This is a genomic window from Micromonospora saelicesensis (genome assembly GCF_900091575.1).
GTDB lineage: Bacteria > Actinomycetota > Actinomycetes > Mycobacteriales > Micromonosporaceae > Micromonospora > Micromonospora saelicesensis.
Genome location: NZ_FMCR01000006.1, coordinates 503,099 through 522,698, shown reverse-complemented (window position 1 = coordinate 522,698; position 19,600 = coordinate 503,099). Strand labels below are relative to the sequence as shown.

Sequence of the window (19,600 nt, the reverse complement as noted above, 5' to 3'; positions counted from 1 at the left end):
GCCGACACCTGCACCGTCTGCGCGGCGTCGGTCAGCGCCATGTCCTGCCACCCGTCAACCTGCTTCAAACCCTTGAGGAACGCGGTCGTCGAGTACTCGGGGTCGGTGATCTGCTCCGGCGTACCCCAACCACTGGACGGGCGCTGCTGGAACAGGCCCAGCGAGTCGTGGTCGTTCATGTCGCCCAGGTGACCCAGGTTTTCCAGCTTCGACTCCTGCAGGCTCGTCGCGATCGAGATGACCGCGGCCCGCTCGGGCAGACCGGCCTTCTTCGTGGCGGCGATGATCGCCTTGACGTTGGCGGTCTGCTCGTCGTTGAGGCTGATGTGGGACTGCTCGCCCTGCGGCTTCGGCGCCGCCGACTGCACGGCCACCGCAACGGGCTTGGCATCCACCGGGTTGGCGTGGGCGGCGATCGGGCCGGCGAAGACACCACCGGCGAACGCGAGACCAGCAACAGACAGCATGCTCTTACGGAAGATCGTGTTCATGAGGGGTAGCTCCTTCGGGGGTAGAACACCCCAACCGCCAAAGGGGGAACGGCGGTAAGGGTGTGAGCACCTCGTCCGGCGCTGCACGTACAAAGGGGGAAAAGTTTGGGGGGTGACGCCGTGTCGGGCGTCGGGCGGCGACCTGCGAGCGGGGGCTCGTGGCGCCGGGTCCCTGTGTAACGACCGGGGGGCCGGGGTCATTCCGGGGTTGGCCCACCTGCCGGCGCCCTCATGGTGGCGGTGCCTGCGGTCGTTCGTGGGGACTGTAACGACCGGGTGGAGGTTGGCATTCCGACCTGCGCGACCAGCCCTCAGGGTCGGGCGGCGGGTCGTGGTGCTGCGATCGTCAGGATGTGTAACGACCCCGCCCCGGCCATGATTCCGGCCCATGAGTGCATCCGGTCACCGGACAAAGACCGCGTACCTCGCAGCAGCCTAAGCCCTACGCCCGGCTTGAATGCCCCAGACCGGACAAACCTCCCCAGGGCGCGCCCTCTGTCTGCCCCCGGGGACACCCGGCTTGGGGTCATTGAAATCGGGTGTCCGGGCCGGTGGGATGCCCCGACATCAAGGAACCCGTGTTGATCACGGCCTTGCCGGCGGTGGCGACGGAGGCCCTGGCCGCTCGGAACCGCATGAACGGCACGAAACCGCGCCCCCGGGGCGGGGACGCGGTCTCGCGGATGTTGGGGACGCCTCGGGTCAGGCGACGTTGCGTTGGGCCGGGACGGTCGACTTGTGCGGGCGGCCCAGGCGGGCCTCCAACCGTGCGACGTCGACCCGAGCGTGCCGGCGGTCTGCCAGGTCCTCCCAGCCGACGGCGAGCAGTCGCAGGCGCTCCGACTCGCTGAAGCCGCCCCACACGCCGTACGGCTCCCGTACCGACAGGGCGTGGGCGGCGCACTCGGCGCGAACCGGGCAGGCGCGGCAGACCGACTTGGCGGCGGACTCGCGACGCAGCCGGGAAGAACCACGCTCACCGTCGGGGTGGAAGAACTGGGCGCTGTCGCGCCCTCGGCAGGCACCGAGTCGCTGCCAGTCCCAGAGATCGACGATGGGTCCGGGCAGTCTACGTACGTTCGACATCAGCACCCCTCCTCCCGCGCGGCTCCGCGAGAATCCTTATGGCCGGCATCCGGGCGGCGGGCCGCGCAGGCGCACCGTTCCCGGCCTGGATCTCCCGGTACCCGGGCTTTCGTCAACTCACACGTCTGTGATCGAAAACGTCCGGGAAATTGCGGCTTTTGCCCTATCTGTCGGAAAAGTTCGAAGGATTGCCGGGAACCTCCTCCCCAGCCGACCGCGTCATGGTCTGCTCGTTGGCGGAGAGGAGACCACAGTGCGTACCGTTCTTGTGTGCGTTCGGACACCACTCGCGGCCCAGCACCTTACTTCTGCTGCCGCGCGGCTGGGGTTGTCCGCGATCGTTCGTACCGCCGTCTCTGATCCCGAGGTGATGCTGCGGCTGGCCGAGCGACCGGCCGACGTGGTCCTGGCCGACACGGCCCTCACCCGGCCGGACAGCGCCGGCTTCGTCCGCCGGGTGTTGGCGCGTGCGCCGCAGGCGGCGGTGCTGCTGCTCGGCACCGAGGAGTCCGAGGCCGCGGCGGCCACCATCAGCGCCGGCGCCCGGGGGCTCATCCAGAATGTCGACCATGACCTGACCAGCGCGGTGGCGAAGGCGCTACTGCTGCTCACCGCACCCGGCCGAGCTTCCCGGCAGCGGATCACCGATCCGGCCCGCGACGCGGCGGCGGTAGGTGGTTCCGGCCGCTCCGGACCGTCGCCGCGTGGTTCCGGTGAGCCCGGCTGGGCGGCCACGGCCGCCGACGGGCCGGCCGGGGTGGCGTCGGTGCCGGTGCAGCGGGGCGACGACGAGGCGGAGGCGGGGACCGGCGAGTCGCCGGCGCAGACCGACCCGGGCCGTCCTGCCCCGAACGCCCGACCGGGTCGGGCGTCGATCGGCCTCACCGAGCGTGAGCTTCAGGTGTTGCTCGGCATGGCCGAGGGCAAGAGCAACGCGGAGATCGGCCGGGAGCTGTTCGTCTCGGAGGACACCGTCAAGACGCACGCCCGCCGGTTGTTCCGCAAGCTTGGCGCCCGGGACCGGGCCCACGCGGTGGCGGCGGGCTTCCGCGCCGGTCTAGTGGCCTGATATCCGCGCAGCGCCGCCGCAGCGCACGCCGGGCAGCCGGAAACGCCGCGCGGTCGCACGGCACGGCACGGGACAGCAGGGGTACGTCGCGCAGCCGCGCGGCGGTGTCACTTGGTGGCGGTCGGGGCGCCCGGCTCGTCCTCGGTGCCCTCGGACAGGGTGTCGTGCACCCCGTCCGCGTACCCCCGGGCGTAGTCCCAGGTCACGTAGTGGTCCGGGTCCGGGTCGTAGGCGGGTTCGTGCACGCGGGGACGGCCCGAGTTGAGCAGGTGCCGCAGGTTGCCGCGGAGCAGGTCCCAGTCGAAGTAGTGCGGCTCGCGACAGTCCTCGCATTCGATCACCAGCCCGCGAACCCCGATCGGGGCCAGCAGAGCTTGGTAGATCTCCAGGTCAGCGAGGTCTTCCAGCACATCCTGCCGCTCGACGTCGGTCAGCGGATCCGGCGTCGCGTCATCGCCCGGGTCATCCAGACCCGCGGTCGGATCGGCCGGGTCGCCATTGAACGGGTCGATGGGCTCGTCGTGCACCCCCTCACCGTAGACCCAACGCGGTGCGAACGTCCGCCCCCCGGCCTCGGCGCCGGCCCGGCCTGCCACGGACGGGTCGCCCAGCTCACTGGGTACGATGAGGCGACGTGCCGGCACCGTGGCGCGCTCCGGTGCCCGCCCGCGCCACCTCGCTGAAGCCCATCCGAGCAGCTCAGGGGAGCAATCGTGGAAAATTCGCCCAGCACCGATCTTCCGGCCGGCGTCGAGCACGCCGACCTGGGCGGCCACCTGCCCGAGCTGCCGGCCGGCTCCGCCCGGGTGGTTCCGCTCGGCCTCACCTTCGACGACGTGCTGCTTCAGCCGGGCGAGTCGGACGTGGTGCCCAGCCGGGTCAACACCCGGACGAAGCTCACCCGCAACATCGAGTTGTCGATTCCGCTGCTGTCCAGCGCGATGGACACGGTGACCGAGGCCCGGATGGCGATCGCCATGGCCCGCCAGGGTGGCATCGGCGTGTTGCACCGCAACCTCTCCCTGGAGGACCAGGCCCTCCAGGTCGACCTGGTGAAGCGCTCCGAGTCCGGCATGATCACCAACCCGGTGACCGCCAGCCCGGACGACACGCTGCGCGAGGTCGACGAGCTGTGCGGGCGTTACCGCATCTCCGGCGTTCCGGTGGTGGACGGCGACGGCCAACTGGTCGGCATCGTCACCAACCGGGACATGCGTTTCGTCTCCGAGCCGAACACTCCGGTTCGCGAGATCATGACCCACACCCCGCTGGTCACCGCGCGGGTCGGGGTGAGCAAGGACGACGCCCTGGCGCTGCTGCGTCAGCACAAGGTCGAGAAGCTGCCGATCGTCGACGACTCGGGCCGGCTGCGTGGCCTGATCACCGTCAAGGACTTCACCAAGAGCGAGCAGTACCCGGACGCCAGCAAGGACGACGCCGGCCGGCTGCGGGTCGCCGCCGCCATCGGTGTGGGCGAGGACGCGTACAAGCGGGCTCGTGCCCTGGTCGACGCGGGCGTCGACGTGCTGATCGTGGACACCGCGCACGGTCACCAGCGGGCCGTGCTGGACATGGTCCGCCGGCTCAAGGCCGACGTGACTGTCGACATCATGGGCGGCAACGTGGCCACGTACGCCGGCGCGAAGGCGCTTGTCGACGCCGGCGCCGACGGCGTCAAGGTGGGCGTGGGGCCGGGCGCGATCTGCACCACCCGCATCGTCGCCGGGGTCGGCGTGCCGCAGGTGACCGCGATCATGGAGGCGGCCCGGGCCGCCCGCCCGGCCGGCGTGCCGGTGATCGGCGACGGCGGCATCCAGTATTCCGGTGACATCGCCAAGGCCCTGGTGGCCGGCGCCGACACGGTGATGCTCGGCAGCCTGCTGGCCGGCTGCGAGGAGAGCCCCGGCGAGCTGATCTTCGTCAACGGCAAGCAGTTCAAGACGTACCGCGGGATGGGGTCGCTCGGCGCGATGCAGTCCCGGGGTCAGGCCAAGTCGTACAGCAAGGACCGTTACTTCCAGCAGGACGTGCTCAGCGACGACAAGCTGGTTCCCGAGGGCGTGGAGGGTCAGGTGCCCTACCGGGGGCCGCTGTCCCGGGTCGCCCACCAGCTGGTCGGCGGGCTGCGGCTGGCCATGGGATACGCCGGTGCGGAGAACATCCCCGATCTGCACCGCCGGGGCCAGCTCATCCGGATCACCGCGGCTGGTCTGAAGGAGAGCCACCCGCACGACATCCAGATGACCGTCGAGGCGCCCAACTACCACACCCGCTGACCCAACACCCCCAACCACCTGGAGTCCCCCATGCGTGACGTGGTCGAGATCGGGCTGGGCAAGACCGCGCAGCGCGGCTACCACCTGGACGACATCGCCATCGTGCCGAGCCGCCGTACCCGGGACGTCGACGACGTGTCGACCTCCTGGCAGCTCGACGCGTACCCGTTCGGCATTCCGTGCGTCGGCCACCCCTCCGACGCCACCATGAGCCCGGCCTCGGCGGTGCGGCTCGGTCAGCTCGGCGGCCTCGGCGTGCTCAACGTCGAGGGGCTCTGGACCCGCTACGAGAACCCGACCAAGGTGCTGGACGAGCTGGCTGGCCTCGACGAGGAGGCCCGCGCCACCAAGCGGCTCCAGGAGGTGTACGCCGAGCCGATCCGTCCGGACCTGATCGCGGAGCGGGTCCGCGAGCTGCGCGCCGGTGGCGGCACGGTGGCGGTGCGGGTCTCCCCGCAGCACACCCTCGCGCTGGCGCCGGTGATCCTGGACGCCGGGGTGGACATCCTGGTCATCCAGGGCACCATCGTCTCGGCCGAGCACGTGTCGACCACTGATGAGCCGCTGAACCTCAAGGAGTTCATCGCCGACCTCGACCTGCCGGTGATCGTCGGTGGCTGCACCGACTACAAGACGGCGCTGCACCTGATGCGTACCGGCGCGGCCGGCGTGATCGTGGGCATTGGTGGCGACGAGTGGTCAACCACCGAGTCGGTGCTGGGCATCCGGGTGCCGATGGCCACCGCGATCGCCGACGCCGCGGCGGCCCGCCGTGACTACCTGGACGAGACCGGCGGCCGGTACGTGCACCTGATCGCCGACGGTGACATCCAGACCTCGGGCGACATCGCCAAGGCGCTCGGCTGCGGTGCGGACGCGGTGATGCTCGGTGAGCCGCTGTCGCTCTGCGACGAGGCCCCCGCCGGTGGTGCCTGGTGGCACTCGGCGGCGAGCCACCCGTCGCTGCCCCGGGGTGCCTTCGAGGTCTCCGGTGAGCCGCTCGGGTCGATGGAGCAGCTGCTCTTCGGGCCGGCGGACGAGGCCGACGGCCAGCTCAACCTGTTCGGTGGGCTGCGTCGGGCGATGGCCAAGTGCGGTTACCGCGACCTGAAGGAGTTCCAGAAGGTCGGTCTGGTCCTCGACCGCTGACCGATCCGTCAGACGCCGGAAGGCCGGCCCCGCCTGGTGCGGGGCCGGCCTTCGCCGCGTTCAGCCGGGAGTCACTCAGCCGGGAGTCACTCAGCCGGGAGTCACTTCTCCACGTAGATGGTCAGGTCGGACATGTTGCGGTAGCTGGTCGCCGCGAAGTCGAGCGACTGGCCCTTGTTGTCCGCGCCGCCGGGGGCGGTGTCCATCTCCCAGTTGGCGTGGTGGAAGTTGCGCTCGCCGATGGTCTGGAAGAACTGCTGGAAGTTGAGGTCGCCGTCGCCCAGCGGGGTCATCTGGTACCCGTTGGGCACGCTGGTGTCCCGGTCGCCGTCCTTGGCGTGGAAGAGCGGGAACCGGGTGGTCCGGTCGGCCACGGTGAGGATCGGGTCGAACAGGTCGGTCACCTCCTGGCCGGCCGGGTTGACGTACTTCTGGTGCTTGTAACGGGCCACGTAGGCCCAGTAGATGTCCAGCTCGAAGAAGACGTACCGCGGGTCGGTGATCTCGAAGAAGTACTCCAGTCGGCGGATGCCGGAGGACCGGGTCTGCCGGCCCTGCGCGTCGCGCGGGCCCCGGTCGATCAGGAAGCTGTACGCGGCGTCGTGGTTGTGCGTGTAGAGCCGCATGCCCCGGGCCCTGGCCTGCCGGCCCAGCTCGTTCCAGATGTCCGCGGCGGCGTCCCACTCGGCCTTGTACGCGCTGCTGGTCGGGTCGCTGCCGGTGCCGATGTTCTTCATCCCGAGTTCCTCGGCGATGTCCAGCTGTTGCTGGAAGGTGGCCGGCTGGATCGAGGCGTGAGTGCCGTTGGCCACCAGACCGTTGTCGTCGAGGATCTTGCGGATCTCGGCGGGGGTGATCTGCCGGCCCAGGATCTCGGTGCTCTGGGTGTAGCCGGCGAACTCGATCTCCTTGTAGCCGATCTCGGCGAGTCGGGCGAGGACGCGCTCGAAGCCGTACGGCACCCCGCTGTCGTCGGGCGCGGCGGTGATCCGGTCGCGGACGCTGTAGAGGATGATGCCGCGGTTCCTGGCCGGGATCAGCGGCTCCACCCGCAGCTTGCTCGCGTTGCCGGGGTTGGCGAGCGCGGGGGTGCCGGTGGCGAGGACGGGTAGGCCGGCCGCGCCGATCGCGGCGGCAGCGCCGGCGGAGGCGGCGAGCAGGGATCGGCGGCTGAGCCGGCCGGTGGGGGTGGCGTCGGGGGCGGTGTGGTCTGGCATGGTTCCACCTTTCGCGACGGTGGTCGGAGACAGACACTAACGTCGGTCTAAGTCGAAAGAAAGGTTCGATCGACAGCAGCTTTTGTTTGATTCAACGAAAGTTACTGATGATCGTCGATACCGGCCGCGCGGCCCGCGATGCTGACTACGCTCGTCCTGACCGGAACGCGGCAGAAGGCCGCAACGCCGCAGGAGGCCGGACGCCGCAGGAGGGGTGGGCATGGTCCTGACCGGACGGAGACTGCGCGTAGCCGCGCTGACCTGCGCGATCGGGCTGGCCGCCACCGGTTGTACGGGCGATGACCGCGACGGCTTCCGGCCCGGTGCCGCCGATGCCGGCGACCCCTACGTGCCGGGGCACGGCAATGGCGGTTACGACGTCGGGCACTACGGCCTCGACGTCCGCTACGACCCGTCGACCGACCGGCTGAGCGGTCGAGCCGTCATCACGGCCACCGCCACGCAGGACCTGTCCCGGTTCAACCTCGACCTGACCGGCCTGGAGGTCCGCGCGGTCAGCGTGGGTGACGCGGCGGCCGAGCACCGACGCGGCGACGGCGAGCTGGTGGTGACGCCCCGCGACGGACTGCCGCGCGGCCGGCAGTTCACAGTGACCGTCGAGTACGCGGGCGTCCCCACTGCGGTCGACGACGGTGCGTTGGGCAGCGGCGGTTTCCTGCACACCGCCGACGGCGCGGTGGCGCTCGGCCAACCCGACTCGGCCGCCACCTGGTTCCCGGTGAACGACCACCCGTCGGACAAGGCCACCTACGACCTGGCGGTGACCGTCCCGGACGGCCTGGCCGCGCTGAGCAACGGCGTACCCGGGCCGAAGAGCAGTGCCGACGGCTGGACCACCTGGCGCTGGTCGGAGCGCGCCCCGATGGCCAGCTACCTGAGCACTCTCGTGATCGGTGACTATCGGGTGGTGACCGGCACGCACGCCGGCCGGCCGATGGTCACGGCGGTGGCCGCGAGCCTGCCGGCGACCGGCGGCGCGGCCACCTCGCTGGCCCGCACCGGTGCGATCGTCGACTTCCTGGCCAGCCGCTTCGGCCCCTACCCGTTCGACTCGTACGGGGGGATCGTGATCGCCGACGACCGGATCGGGTACGCGCTGGAGACCCAGTCCCGGCCGGTCTACGGGCCCGGCTTCTTTGCGGACGACCGGCCGAACCCGAGCGTCGTCGCACACGAGCTGGCGCACCAGTGGTTCGGCGACAGCGTGTCGCTGACCAGGTGGGGCGACATCTGGCTCAACGAGGGCTTCGCCAGCTACGCCGAGTGGCTGTGGGAGGAGCACGACGGCGGCCGGACCGCCCAGCGCAACTTCGAGATCCAGTACGCGGCGACCGACTGGACGCAGCCGTCGGTCGAGCCGGGCCGGGAGCAGATGTTCGGCTCGGCCGTCTACAAGCGCGGGGCGCTCGCCGTGCACGCGTTGCGCCGGACCGTCGGTGACGACCTCTTCTTCCGCATCCTGCGTACCTGGACCACCGAGCGGGCGGCGGGCAACGCGACCACCGCGGACCTCGTCGCGCTGGCCGAGCGGGTCGCCGGGCGGCAACTGCGTCCGCTCTTCGACGCCTGGTTGGTGGGCGGGTCGGCACCCACACTGCCGTGACCCGGCCCCGCTGCCCGGTCGATATGCTGCCGCCTGCGAACGGCGGGTAGGCGCCCGTTCGCACGGAACAGCGGAGGCCGTCACCGGCCACCGTGCGGAAAGGGTGTGGGATGCGGGGGACGCGGCACAGACTGCGAGTGGCTGCCGGCCTGCTGGTGACCGGTGCGCTCGCACTGTCCGGATGCGACTCGGCGGGCCCGGAGACGGCCCCACCACCGAGCGCGTCCCCCACGCCGGCGCGGACGTTCACCGCGGGCGCCGACGGGGTCGGCGACGCCTACTTCCCGACCTACGGCAACGGCGGCTACGACGTCGCGCGGTACACGGTGAAGGTGCGCTACGACCCGGCCAAGGACCAGTTGACCGGTACGACCACAGTGCGGGCCACCGCGACGGCCGACCTGTCGACGTTCAACCTCGACCTGGCCGGTCTGACCGTCAGCGCGGTCACCGTGGACGGCGCACCGGCGACCCACAGCCGCAAGCGGAACGAGTTGGTGATCAAGCCGGCTTCCGGCCTCATCAACGGCAACGGGTTCGTCGCCGAGCTCACCTACGCGGGCAAGCCGAAGCCGCTGAAGAACGAGACGCTCGGTGACGGCGGCTTTCTGCACACCGCCGACGGTGCCATCGCGCTGGGCCAGCCCGAGTCGGCCAGCACCTGGTTCCCGGTCAACGACCACCCGTCGGACAAGGCGGCCTACGACTTCGAGGTCACCGTTCCGGACGGCCTGACCGCCATCAGCAACGGCGTTCCCGGCGGGAAGACCAGCACGGGCGGTTGGACCACCTGGAAGTGGTCGGAGAAGTCGCCGATGGCCAGCTATCTGAGCACGCTGGTGATCGGCAAGTTCCGGATCACCACGGGCGAGCACAAGGGCCGCCCGGTCTACAACGCGGTCACCACCACCGAGGCCAAGGGCAACGCGGACGCGTCCATCGCGCAGACCGTCGCGGTGGCCGACTACCTGGAGAGTGTGTTCGGGCCGTACCCGTTCGACGCGTACGGCGGGGTGGTGATCTCCGACAGCCGGATCTCCTACGCCCTGGAGACGCAGAGCCGACCGGTCTACGCGGCGAGCTTCTTCCGGCAGGGCGAGAACACCGAGGTCGTCGCCCACGAGCTGGCCCACCAGTGGTTCGGCGACAGCGTCGCGTTGGCCAAGTGGGAGGACATCTGGCTCAACGAGGGCTTCGCGACGTACGCGGAGTGGCTCTGGGCCGAGCACACCAAGGCGTACACCGCCAAGGAGGCGTTCGACAGCCGGTACGCCAGAATGTCCGCTCAAGTGTGGCAGACGCCGCCGGGCAAGCCGGGCGCGGAGAAGCTGTTCAGCGAGTCGGTCTACCAGCGCGGCGGGATGACCCTGCACGCCCTGCGGGTGGCCGTCGGTGACAAGGCGTTCTTCGAGATCCTCAAGACCTGGGCGGCGGAGAAGCGCGACGGCGTCGCCACCACGCCCGAGTTCGTGGCCCTGGCCGAGCGGATCTCCGGCAAGCAGCTCGACGCGATCTTCGACGCCTGGCTCTACGGCACGAGGAAGCCGGCCCTGCCCAAGCGGCTCTGACCCGGGTCAGTTCTTGACGACCAGGGCGGGGTGGGCGGCCAGGTAGGCGTCGGCACGGCCGGCGCGGAGTTCGGTGAGGAACTTCCGGCCCTCGCTGGTCAGCTGTTCACCCCGGTAGGCACTGCCCTTGCCGACGCCGGAACCGGGCAGCCCGACCAGCGTGAAACGGTTCTCCGGCAGGCCACTGAGGGCGTACGCGATGTCCACGATCCGGCGCCCGCCCACGTAGACCAGCGTGTCGCCCAGCGCGGAGACCACCTGGTCGACGCGCTCCGGCTGCCGGGCCAGGCCCTCGTCCAGGATCTTGCGGGTCATCGCCCGGATCAGCTGCTGCTGGTGGCGCTGCCGTGCGTAGTCACCGCCGGTGATGTAGCGCTGCCGCGAGTAGTCCAGCGCCTGCCAGCCGTTGAGGTGCTGCTCGCCCTTCTCGTACACCTGCTGCGGCCCCTTGTACCCGCCCGGCGCGCTCTCCCGGTACTTGCCGTCCGGTCGGCGGTGCAGCGACTCGACCCGCTGGTCGACGTAGATGTCCACCCCGCCCAGGGCGTTGACCAGCCGGTCGAACCCATTGAAGGTGAGCACCGCGCCGGCGTCGATGCGCAGCCCGGTGTAGCCGCTGACAGTGCTGCGCAGCAGCTCGTACCCCTGGGCCGTGCTGGGTTGTTTGGGTTTGCCCGGCACCCGGCTGCCGAAGCTCATCGCGTGCGTGAGCTTGGTCTTGCCGCCCTTGTATCCGGCCTTCGGGAACGCCGGGATGTCCACCACCAGGTCGCGGGGGAGTGAGAAGAGGTACGCCCGATCCAACCCCTTGGGTACGTGGAGTACCAGCACGGCGTCCGAGTGCGGCTCCCAGCCGGGCACGCTGACCCGGGTGTCCACACCGACCAGCAGCAGGTTGAGCGGGCCGGTGATGTCCGCGCCCGGCGGCGGGCCGCTGGGGCTCGGGGTCGGCGTGCCGATCGGCGACGGGGTCGGTGAGCCGGCCACCGGAGCGCCGCCCGGCTTGTCGTTCCCGGTCAGCCGGGTGATCACCACAGTGCCGGCCGCGATCAGCGCGACGACGGCGAGGGCCGCCAACCCCAGCAGCAGCCACCGTCGGCGCGGCGCCATCGACCCGAGAACCATCCTGGATTCCTTCCACCCGTCTGGTGAACAACGCTCCGACGGGTGCTCCGGGTTGCGGCCGGGAGACGCCGGGTCGGTCGGCCGGAGCATGATCGCGCGAAAAGTGCCGCTGGCGCGAGCGCTACTCGCGAGTAATGATGCGTGCATGCGGTACGACGTGGTCGTCATCGGGTCCGGCTTCGGTGGCAGCGTCACCGCGCTCCGACTGGCCGAGAAGGGCTACTCGGTCGCGGTGCTGGAAGCCGGCCGCCGCTTCGCCGACGACGAGTTCCCGCAGACGTCCTGGCGGCTCCGCCGGTTCCTCTGGGCACCGAAGCTGGGCTGCTACGGCATCCAACGGCTCACTCTGCTCCGCCCGGGCGACCGACGATCCGGCGGCGGGGTGCTGGTGCTCTCCGGCGCCGGGGTGGGCGGCGGTTCGCTGGTCTACGCGAACACCCTCTACGAACCGCTGCCGGCCTTCTACAGCGACCCGCAGTGGCGGGACATCACCGACTGGCGCGACGAGTTGGCCCACCACTACGACCAGGCGAAACGGATGCTCGGCGTCACCACGTACCCGGTGCACACCGGTGCGGACCGCGCCATGCTCGCGGTGGCCGAGCGGATGGGGGTGGGGCACACCTTCCACGCCACCCCGGTGGGCGTGCACATCGGCCGGCCCGGCCAGCGGATCGCCGACCCGTACTTCGGCGGTGCCGGCCCGGAACGCACCGGCTGCCTGCACTGCGGCTCGTGCATGACCGGCTGCCGGCACGGGGCGAAGAACACACTGGTGAAGAACTACCTCTGGCTCGCCGAACGGCTCGGGGTCACGGTCCGTCAGCTGACCACGGTGACCGCCGTCCGGCCCGCCGACGGCGGTGGGTACGAGGTGCACACCGAGCGCACCGGCGCCTGGCTGCGCAAGGCTCGACAGGTCATCCACGCCGATCAGGTGGTCTTCGCCGCCGGGGCGCTCGGCACCCAGCGGCTGCTGCACGGGATGCGGGCCGACGGTGCGCTACCCGGGCTCTCGCCCCGCCTCGGCGAGCTGACCCGGACCAACTCGGAGGCGATCCTCGGCGCCTCGGTGCCACGCCAACGGGCCCGGTCCGAGCGGTTGGACTACACCGAGGGGGTGGCCATCACCAGCTCGTTCCACCCCGACCCGCAGACCCACATCGAGCCGGTCCGCTACGGGCGGGGCTCCAACGCGATGGGGTTGCTCCAGTCGCTGCTGGTCGACGGCGGCCCGCACCGGGTCCGCCGCTGGCTGGGCAGCATCGTGCGGCAGCCCCGGTTGGCGGCGCGGATGCTGTCGGTACGCGGCTGGTCGGAACGGACGGTGATCGCCCTGGTCATGCAGTCCGCGGACAACTCACTGACCACCCGGTGGCGGCGTGGTCCGCTCGGCCGCAGGTTGGTCACCGGCCCGGGCCACGGCACGCCCAGCCCCACCTGGATCCCGGCCGGCAACACCGCCGCCCGGATGCTCGCCGACGAGATCGGCGGCACCCCCGGTGGCTCGCTCACCGAACCCTTCGACATCCCGATGACCGCGCACATCCTGGGCGGGGCGGTCATCGGGGCCACCCCGGCCGACGGGGTGATCGACCCCTGGCACCGGGTGTACGGGCACGCCGGGCTGCACGTGGTCGACGGCGCGGCCGTCTCGGCCAACCTGGGCGTGAACCCGTCCCTGACGATCACCGCACAGGCGGAACGGGCGATGTCCTTCTGGCCCAACAAGGGCGATGAGGACCCCCGCCCGACGCTCGGGTCCCCGTACCGCCGGCTGTCGCCCGTACCCCCGAAGAACCCGGCGGTCCCGGCGGACGCCCCGGGCGCGCTGCGTTCCTGAACCCCGCCGCCCGCCACGGCGAGCCGGTGCCGGCAGCGGCCGTGACTGTCGGTAGGCTTCGTGCACATGAGCCTGCCTCGCCCCGTCCTCGTGGTGGACTTCGGAGCCCAGTACGCCCAGCTCATCGCCCGCCGGGTCCGTGAGGCGAAGGTCTACTCCGAGATCGTGCCGCACTCGATGCCGATCGCCGAGATGCTGGCGAAGAACCCCGCCGCGATCATCCTCTCCGGTGGTCCGGCCAGCGTCTACGCCCCGGAGGCGCCGCAGATCGACGCGGGCGTGTTCAGCGCCGACGTGCCGGTCTTCGGCATCTGCTACGGCTTCCAGGCGATGGCCCAGGCGCTCGGCGGCACGGTCACCAGGACCGGCAACCGTGAGTACGGCGGCACACCGCTGCGCCCCCGCCTCCTCGACCCCGGTGTGCTGCTGCGTGACCTGCCGGCGGACCTGCCGGTCTGGATGAGCCACGGCGACTGCGTCACCGAGGCGCCCGAGGGCTTCACAGTGACCGCCGAGTCGGCGGGCGCGCCAGTCGCCGCATTCGAGGACCTGGCCGGTCGCCGGGCCGGTGTGCAGTTCCACCCGGAGGTCGGGCACACCGCGCACGGCCAGGAGATGCTGACCCGCTTCCTCTACGACATCGCCGGCATCGAGCCGACCTGGACTCCCGAGAACATCATCGACGAGCAGGTCGCCCGGATCCGCGCCCAGATCGGCGACAAGGAGGTCATCTGCGGCCTCTCCGGCGGGGTGGACTCGGCCGTCGCCGCGGCGCTCGTGCACAAGGCCGTCGGTGACCAGCTCACCTGCGTCTTCGTCGATCACGGCCTGCTGCGCGCCGGCGAGGCCGAGCAGGTGGAGAAGGACTACGTCAGCGCCACCGGCATCAAGCTGAAGGTGGTGGACGCCACCGACCGGTTCCTCGGCGCGCTCGCCGGGGTTATCGACCCGGAGCAGAAGCGAAAGATCATTGGTCGGGAGTTCATCCGGGTCTTCGAGGCCGCGGCCCGCGAGATCGCCGCACACGGCGACGTCGAGTTCCTCGTCCAAGGCACCCTCTACCCCGATGTGGTGGAGTCCGGCGGCGGCACCGGCACCGCCAACATCAAGAGCCACCACAACGTCGGCGGCCTCCCGGAAGACCTGAAGTTCGCGCTGGTCGAGCCGCTGCGCACCCTGTTCAAGGACGAGGTCCGGGCGCTCGGCCTCCAACTGGGCCTGCCCGAGGCGATGGTCTGGCGGCACCCGTTCCCCGGCCCCGGCCTGGCCATCCGCATCATCGGCGCGGTCGACCAGGAACGCCTCGACCTGCTCCGCCAGGCCGACCTGATCGCCCGCGAGGAGCTGACCGCCGCCGGCCTCGACCGGGGCGTCTGGCAGTTCCCCGTGGTGCTCCTCGCCGACGTGCGCAGCGTCGGCGTGCAGGGAGACGGGCGCAGCTACGGGCACCCCGTGGTACTGCGCCCGGTCTCCAGCGAGGACGCGATGACCGCCGACTGGTCCCGGCTGCCCTACGACGTGGTGGCCCGGATCTCCACCCGGATCACCAACGAGGTCGCCGAGGTCAACCGGGTGGTCCTGGACGTCACCAGCAAGCCGCCGGGCACCATCGAGTGGGAGTGAGCGCCGCTCAGGCCACCGGCGGTGGGCTGAACGGGACCGTCGGCGTGCTGGACGGGGTCGTCGGCGGGTAGGGCTGCGTCGGGGCGTACCCCTGCGGTGGCCCGCCGGGCGCGGGCCCGGCGGTGGGCGGCGGGCCGTTCTGCGGCGCGACCCCCGCGGCGTGCGGCCAGGCCGGCGCGCCGGTGGGCTCCTCCGGCATCAGGAACCACATGATCGGGTACGCGAACAGCGCGAGCCCGCCGGTGAGCAGGCCGGTGACCGCGAAGATCACGCGGACCAGGGTGGGATCGACGGCGAAGTAGCGGCCGACGCCACTGGCGACGCCGGCGACCATGCGGTCGGTGGTGGGTCGCCGAAGCTGCTTGTACGGGGCACGGGGAGCGGTGGTCGATGTCATACCCCCACGGTCCGCGCCGGCGCCCGTCCCGCCCTCGGTGACCGCCCGGATCCTTACCCTGACCAATCCCTGACCGGGGCCAGACAGTCAGGAATCCGACTCTTTTCCGTCCCGGTAACCCGGCCCGGGGAGAATTTGCTTCCGTGACCACCTTGCTCAAGCCGCTCCGCAGGATCGCGGCATACGCAGTTTGTGCTGATTCAAGCGGCCGAGTCTTGCTGGTCCGCGCATCGGAGCGCTCCGGCACCCCCGGCGCGTGGTCGCTGCCCGGCGGGGCGGTCGACCACGGCGAGGACCCGAACCACACAGTCGTTCGCGAAACCGCCGCCGAAACCGGCCTCTCCGTCGCCGTCTCCGGCCTGGTCGACGTGCTCGCCGACATGCGGGCACTCCCGGACCGCGGCATCACCATCCACACCGACCGGCTGATCTACCGGGTGGCCGTGCGCGGTGGCACCCTCGCCGACCGGGTCGGCGAGCGCCCCACCGACCTGGCCCGGTGGTACACCCTCGACGAGGCGCGCGAACTGCCGCTGCGCTCGTTCACCGCACGCGCCCTCGGGCTGCCCGCCTCCTCGGCCGACGTGGTGCCCGACGAGGCACCCGAGTTCCCCTCCTTCTACGCCGTCCCCGGCCCCGACGGGCTGCACCGGGCCCAGCGCTTCGCCGCGTACGCGGTCTGCACCGACCCCGCCGGCCGAGTGCTGCTCACCCGCATCTCCGACGGCTACCCCGGCGCTGGCTGCTGGCACCTACCCGGCGGCGGCACCGACTACGGCGAACAGCCCGGCGCGGCACTCATCCGGGAGCTGATCGAGGAGACCGGCCAGGCCGGCCGCCTCGTCGAGCTGCTCGGCGTCGCCAGCCACCGCGACGCCGCCTCACTCGGCCCCGAGGGCTACCCGATCGACTGGCACGGCGTACGCGCCTTCTACCGGGTCGTCGTCGACCAGCCCAACCCACTGACCGTGGCCGACGTGGGCGGGTCCACCTGCGAGGCCCGCTGGTTCGGCCGCGAGGAACTGGGCGCCCTCCCCACCGACCGCCTCACCGAGGTGACCGCCGAAGCAGTCCAAGCCGCCCAACTCACCTGACCCCCGACCAGTCCGCGGGGTCAGCGGCGCACCGCGTCGTCGGGCCTCGGGCCTCGGGCCTCGGGCCTCGGGCCTCGGGCCTCGGGCCTCGGGCCTCGGGCCTCGGGCCTCGGGCCTCGGGCCTCGGGCCGTCGGGCCTCGGGCCTCGGGCCTCGCGCCTCGCGCCTCGCGCCAAGATCGTGCTCGAACCAGGATGTAGTGGCTTCACCGACGCGGCGATGCCACTACATCCTGGATATTGCGCGATCTTGAGTTCGGGTCGCCCCGCTGCAGGGCTCCGGGTGTCTCGGGGCGGGCAATCTCGGCGCGGCGGCCAGGATCCACCCCGTGATCCACTCGGGTTCCTTGAAGGCGCCTGTATCCCGGGCGCTGTAACACCGCGCCTCCCGTGAACCCGAGTGGATCACGGCTTGTCTCGGCTCCCGCGAAGCGAATGGGCTCCACAATGAGGGCTAATGGAGTGAAGCGGACCGGGTCGCGAAACAGGCCGAAGGGGGCCTTGGCGGGCTAAACGGTCGTCGTCAAGGGTCGGCTACCGGGCGCTGCGGCCACCCCGGGCGCTGCGGCCACCCCGGGCGCTGCGGCTGCCCTGGGCGCTCCGGCTCGCCAAGCTCTGCGGGTTTCCCGTGCACTGCTCGCGTTGATCATGAAGTTATTGTCGGAACGCGGGATGGACGGCGATAACTTCATGATCAATAGTTGTGGGTGCGAAGCGGGGGGCGAGCAAAGGTGCAATTTGCGCGGCGAGTCGGGGTCCATGGGCTTTTGCGGAACTCGGGCCGGGTCTTGGTGGTTCAGGACGGGGCGGAGGGTGAGTTTCCCGGGGTCTGGCGGCTGCCGGGCGGTGCCGTCCGGCATGCAGAGGACCCGGAGCGCGCCGTGGTCCGCCAGGTCGCCGAGCAGGCCGGGCTGACGGTCGCGGTGACGCGACTACTCACGGTGGTCGCCGATGTGGCCACCTTGCCGGAGGACAAGACCGCGCTGCACACCGACCGGCTGTTGTTCGAGCTCAGCACTCCCCACGGCGCGCTGTCCGACGGCGCGCGGCCCGCGAGCGCGGGGCCTGGGAGTGCGCGGCCCGAGAGCGTGGGGCCCGGGGGCGGGTTGCGGGGCGTCGAGGCTGGTCTGGTTGATCAAGCTTGCTGGCTTTCGCTGGCGGAGGTGACGCAGTTGCCGCTGACCCCGTTCACCGCCGAGGCGCTCGGCCTGCCGGTCACCCCGCTGCCGCCGGCAGCGCACCGGTCGCGGGGCCTGTTCCCGCCGCAGCACCCCGACCGCCGACTGCGCTTCGGGGCGTACGGGCTGGTCACCGACCCCGCTGGGCGGATCCTGCTCACCCAGATCGCGGAGGGCTACCCGGGGGCCGGTCTGTGGCATCTGCCCGGCGGTGGCACCGATCACGGTGAGCAGCCGGCCACCGGGTTGCTGCGGGAGTTGGTCGAGGAGGGCGGGCAGGTGGGCCGGGTCGTGGAGCTTCTCGGCGTCAACAATCTGCACAATCCCGCCGCGCTGGGCCCGGAGGGCCGACCTCTGGACTGGCATGGCGTACGGGTGATCTATCGGGTGCTGGTGGACGTACCTACCGATGCGGTGGTCACCGAGTCCGCCGGAGGGTCGACGGCGCGGGCGGGGTGGTTCACCCGCGACGAGGCGACTGACCTGCCATTGAGTGACATCGCCGTCGTGGCAATCGGACAGAGTGGCCGATAGCACCCCGCTCGGTGAGCCGAGTTGGTGACCCTCCGGTACAGTCAAAGGCGGGAATGATGGAGGAAACGGGCGATGAAGCCCGGGATGGGAACAAGCGAGCGGTTCGAGCGGTTTAAGCCAGATATAAGTACCGCCGGCAGCTATCGCCAAGCCATGTTCCCCTATGCGATGGTGTACTCCGCAAAACGGCTGCCGGGCCATGCAAGGTCCGGCACGAGACAGCCGGACACCCGCCACTTGGCGGTCAGCAGATCCGGTGATGGAGGAAACGTGCCGAGAGCCCCATGGCGCCGGCGTCGTACTACTGACAGTCCGCGCCCCGCAGGGCGTCGCTGGGCGGGCCGGTTGCGCCGCAGCAGCACGTTCGCCCGCCAGGTGCTGTTGGTCCGGGTCGGTCGCCGCGACGGCGACCTGCACCCGACCGACCTGGCCCCCACCGAGCACCGGTACGCCGATCGGCAGCGCCGTCGCTACGGCCTGGACCGGCTCAGCCGGCCGACACTGGGCGTGGACCCGACACTGGGCCTGGGCCGAGCCGACGTCGACGCGGTCATGCCGGTCAGCCCGGCGATGCCCCCGATGACGCAGACCGACGAGGCCCACTCGATCCCACTGCTCCCCGGCGAGCGCACCATGGCGCGCCGGATGAAGTTCGGCCTGGTCAACGCCTGCACGCTGGCCAGCCTGATGCTCGGCATGCTGGCCATCTTCCTGGCCATGCAGGGCGAGGTGCGCATGGCGGCGCTCTGCCTGATCGCGTGCGTCGGCTTCGACGGTCTGGACGGCGCGCTGGCCCGACGGCTCGGGGTGGCCAGCCCGTTCGGCGCGCAGATGGACTCACTGGCCGACATGTGCTCGTTCGGTCTCGCCGCGCCGGTCGTGGTCTACGCCTCGCTCGCCGGCTCCGTCTCCACGGCGGCGGCGGCGGTGGCGTGCGCCCTGGTCGCGGCGTGTGCCGCGATTCGACTGGCCCGCTTCAACGTCTCGCCGAAGGACGGCAGGTTCTTCTGCGGAGTGCCCACCACCATGGCGGCCGCGGTGCTCGCCGTGACAGTGGCGATCGGCCTGCCGGTGCCTGGCGCCGTGCTGGTCGCCGGGGTGGCGCTGCTGGCCTTCGCGATGGTGTCGAGCTTCCCCTACGCCAAGCTCGCCCGCCTGGTGAAACTGCCGCCGTGGCTCTGGTTGGCCCCGGTGATCGGCGCGCTGGTCGACATCCGGCTCACGTTCGCCCTGATCGTGGTGGGCTACCTGGTCAGCGGGCCGGTTCTCTGGCTGCGGCAACGTCGTACCGCCTGATCTGAACAGACAAAACGGGGCGCCGCGGACAG

Annotated in this window: 16 protein-coding genes; 10 read left to right on the top strand and 6 right to left on the bottom strand. The window is 71.1% G+C overall.

Annotation, left to right across the window (positions count from 1 at the left end; translation table 11 throughout):
- Window positions 1-491: hypothetical protein (locus GA0070561_RS26410; RefSeq protein WP_091406433.1), on the bottom strand; the 491-nt coding region annotated here is incomplete at its 3' end.
- Window positions 492-1,193: 702 nt separating this feature from the next.
- The gene (locus tag GA0070561_RS26405) at window positions 1,194-1,577 is read right to left on the bottom strand and encodes a WhiB family transcriptional regulator (protein WP_091406539.1); all 384 of its coding nucleotides are present in this window, start codon (window positions 1,575-1,577) and stop codon (window positions 1,194-1,196) included.
- Between the two features lie 253 nt (window positions 1,578-1,830).
- Here GA0070561_RS26405 and GA0070561_RS26400 point away from each other — a divergent pair, with 253 nt between their 5' ends.
- Window positions 1,831-2,646 carry a helix-turn-helix transcriptional regulator gene (locus GA0070561_RS26400; RefSeq protein WP_091406431.1) on the top strand — a complete coding sequence of 272 codons (816 nt, stop codon included), beginning with the start codon at window positions 1,831-1,833 and terminating at the stop codon, window positions 2,644-2,646.
- A 107-nt stretch (window positions 2,647-2,753) separates the two neighbouring features.
- Here GA0070561_RS26400 and GA0070561_RS26395 read toward each other — a convergent pair whose 3' ends face one another.
- A complete protein-coding gene (locus GA0070561_RS26395) occupies window positions 2,754-3,173 on the bottom strand; it encodes a DUF5319 domain-containing protein (protein WP_030337860.1) in 420 nt (139 codons plus the stop codon).
- 186 nt (window positions 3,174-3,359) lie between these two features.
- Between GA0070561_RS26395 and guaB the strand changes: the two genes are divergently transcribed.
- A complete protein-coding gene (gene guaB / locus GA0070561_RS26390) occupies window positions 3,360-4,922 on the top strand; it encodes an IMP dehydrogenase (RefSeq protein WP_091406429.1) in 1,563 nt (520 codons plus the stop codon).
- 30 nt (window positions 4,923-4,952) lie between these two features.
- Window positions 4,953-6,071, top strand: coding sequence for a GuaB3 family IMP dehydrogenase-related protein (locus GA0070561_RS26385; protein ID WP_091406427.1), 1,119 nt, complete (start codon window positions 4,953-4,955; stop codon window positions 6,069-6,071).
- 101 nt (window positions 6,072-6,172) lie between these two features.
- Here GA0070561_RS26385 and GA0070561_RS26380 read toward each other — a convergent pair whose 3' ends face one another.
- Window positions 6,173-7,288 carry a sugar phosphate isomerase/epimerase family protein gene (locus tag GA0070561_RS26380; RefSeq protein WP_091406425.1) on the bottom strand — a complete coding sequence of 372 codons (1,116 nt, stop codon included), beginning with the start codon at window positions 7,286-7,288 and terminating at the stop codon, window positions 6,173-6,175.
- A gap of 220 nt (window positions 7,289-7,508) precedes the next feature.
- On the opposite strand from GA0070561_RS26380, the gene GA0070561_RS26375 reads away from it, so the two are divergent.
- On the top strand, window positions 7,509-8,912 hold the full coding sequence (locus GA0070561_RS26375; RefSeq protein ID WP_091406424.1) for a M1 family metallopeptidase: 1,404 nt from the start codon (window positions 7,509-7,511) through the stop codon (window positions 8,910-8,912).
- Between the two features lie 110 nt (window positions 8,913-9,022).
- Window positions 9,023-10,480, top strand: coding sequence for a M1 family metallopeptidase (locus GA0070561_RS26370; RefSeq protein ID WP_091406422.1), 1,458 nt, complete (start codon window positions 9,023-9,025; stop codon window positions 10,478-10,480).
- Between the two features lie 6 nt (window positions 10,481-10,486).
- Here the strand turns inward: GA0070561_RS26370 and GA0070561_RS26365 are convergent, their stop codons facing one another.
- Window positions 10,487-11,605, bottom strand: coding sequence for an LCP family protein (locus GA0070561_RS26365; RefSeq protein ID WP_091406420.1), 1,119 nt, complete (start codon window positions 11,603-11,605; stop codon window positions 10,487-10,489).
- Window positions 11,606-11,750: 145 nt separating this feature from the next.
- On the opposite strand from GA0070561_RS26365, the gene GA0070561_RS26360 reads away from it, so the two are divergent.
- Entirely contained in the window at window positions 11,751-13,448 is a 1,698-nt protein-coding gene (locus tag GA0070561_RS26360) for an FAD-dependent oxidoreductase (protein ID WP_091406418.1), read from the top strand.
- A 66-nt stretch (window positions 13,449-13,514) separates the two neighbouring features.
- Complete coding sequence (guaA, locus tag GA0070561_RS26355; protein WP_091406395.1) at window positions 13,515-15,071, top strand: glutamine-hydrolyzing GMP synthase; 1,557 nt, start codon at window positions 13,515-13,517, stop codon at window positions 15,069-15,071.
- Window positions 15,072-15,078: 7 nt separating this feature from the next.
- On the opposite strand, the gene GA0070561_RS26350 is transcribed toward guaA, so the two are convergent.
- Window positions 15,079-15,468, bottom strand: coding sequence for a PspC domain-containing protein (locus GA0070561_RS26350; protein ID WP_091406392.1), 390 nt, complete (start codon window positions 15,466-15,468; stop codon window positions 15,079-15,081).
- Window positions 15,469-15,611: 143 nt separating this feature from the next.
- Here GA0070561_RS26350 and GA0070561_RS26345 point away from each other — a divergent pair, with 143 nt between their 5' ends.
- The 3 genes from GA0070561_RS26345 (at window position 15,612) to GA0070561_RS26335 (ending at window position 19,568) form a co-directional block, all read left to right on the top strand.
- Window positions 15,612-16,562: an NUDIX hydrolase gene (locus GA0070561_RS26345; protein ID WP_091406389.1), complete on the top strand. Its 951-nt coding sequence runs from the start codon at window positions 15,612-15,614 to the stop codon at window positions 16,560-16,562.
- Window positions 16,563-17,291: 729 nt separating this feature from the next.
- Window positions 17,292-18,272: an NUDIX hydrolase gene (locus GA0070561_RS26340; RefSeq protein WP_091406386.1), complete on the top strand. Its 981-nt coding sequence runs from the start codon at window positions 17,292-17,294 to the stop codon at window positions 18,270-18,272.
- 345 nt (window positions 18,273-18,617) lie between these two features.
- On the top strand, window positions 18,618-19,568 hold the full coding sequence (locus GA0070561_RS26335; protein ID WP_091406384.1) for a CDP-alcohol phosphatidyltransferase family protein: 951 nt from the start codon (window positions 18,618-18,620) through the stop codon (window positions 19,566-19,568).
- Window positions 19,569-19,600: the final 32 nt, after the last annotated feature.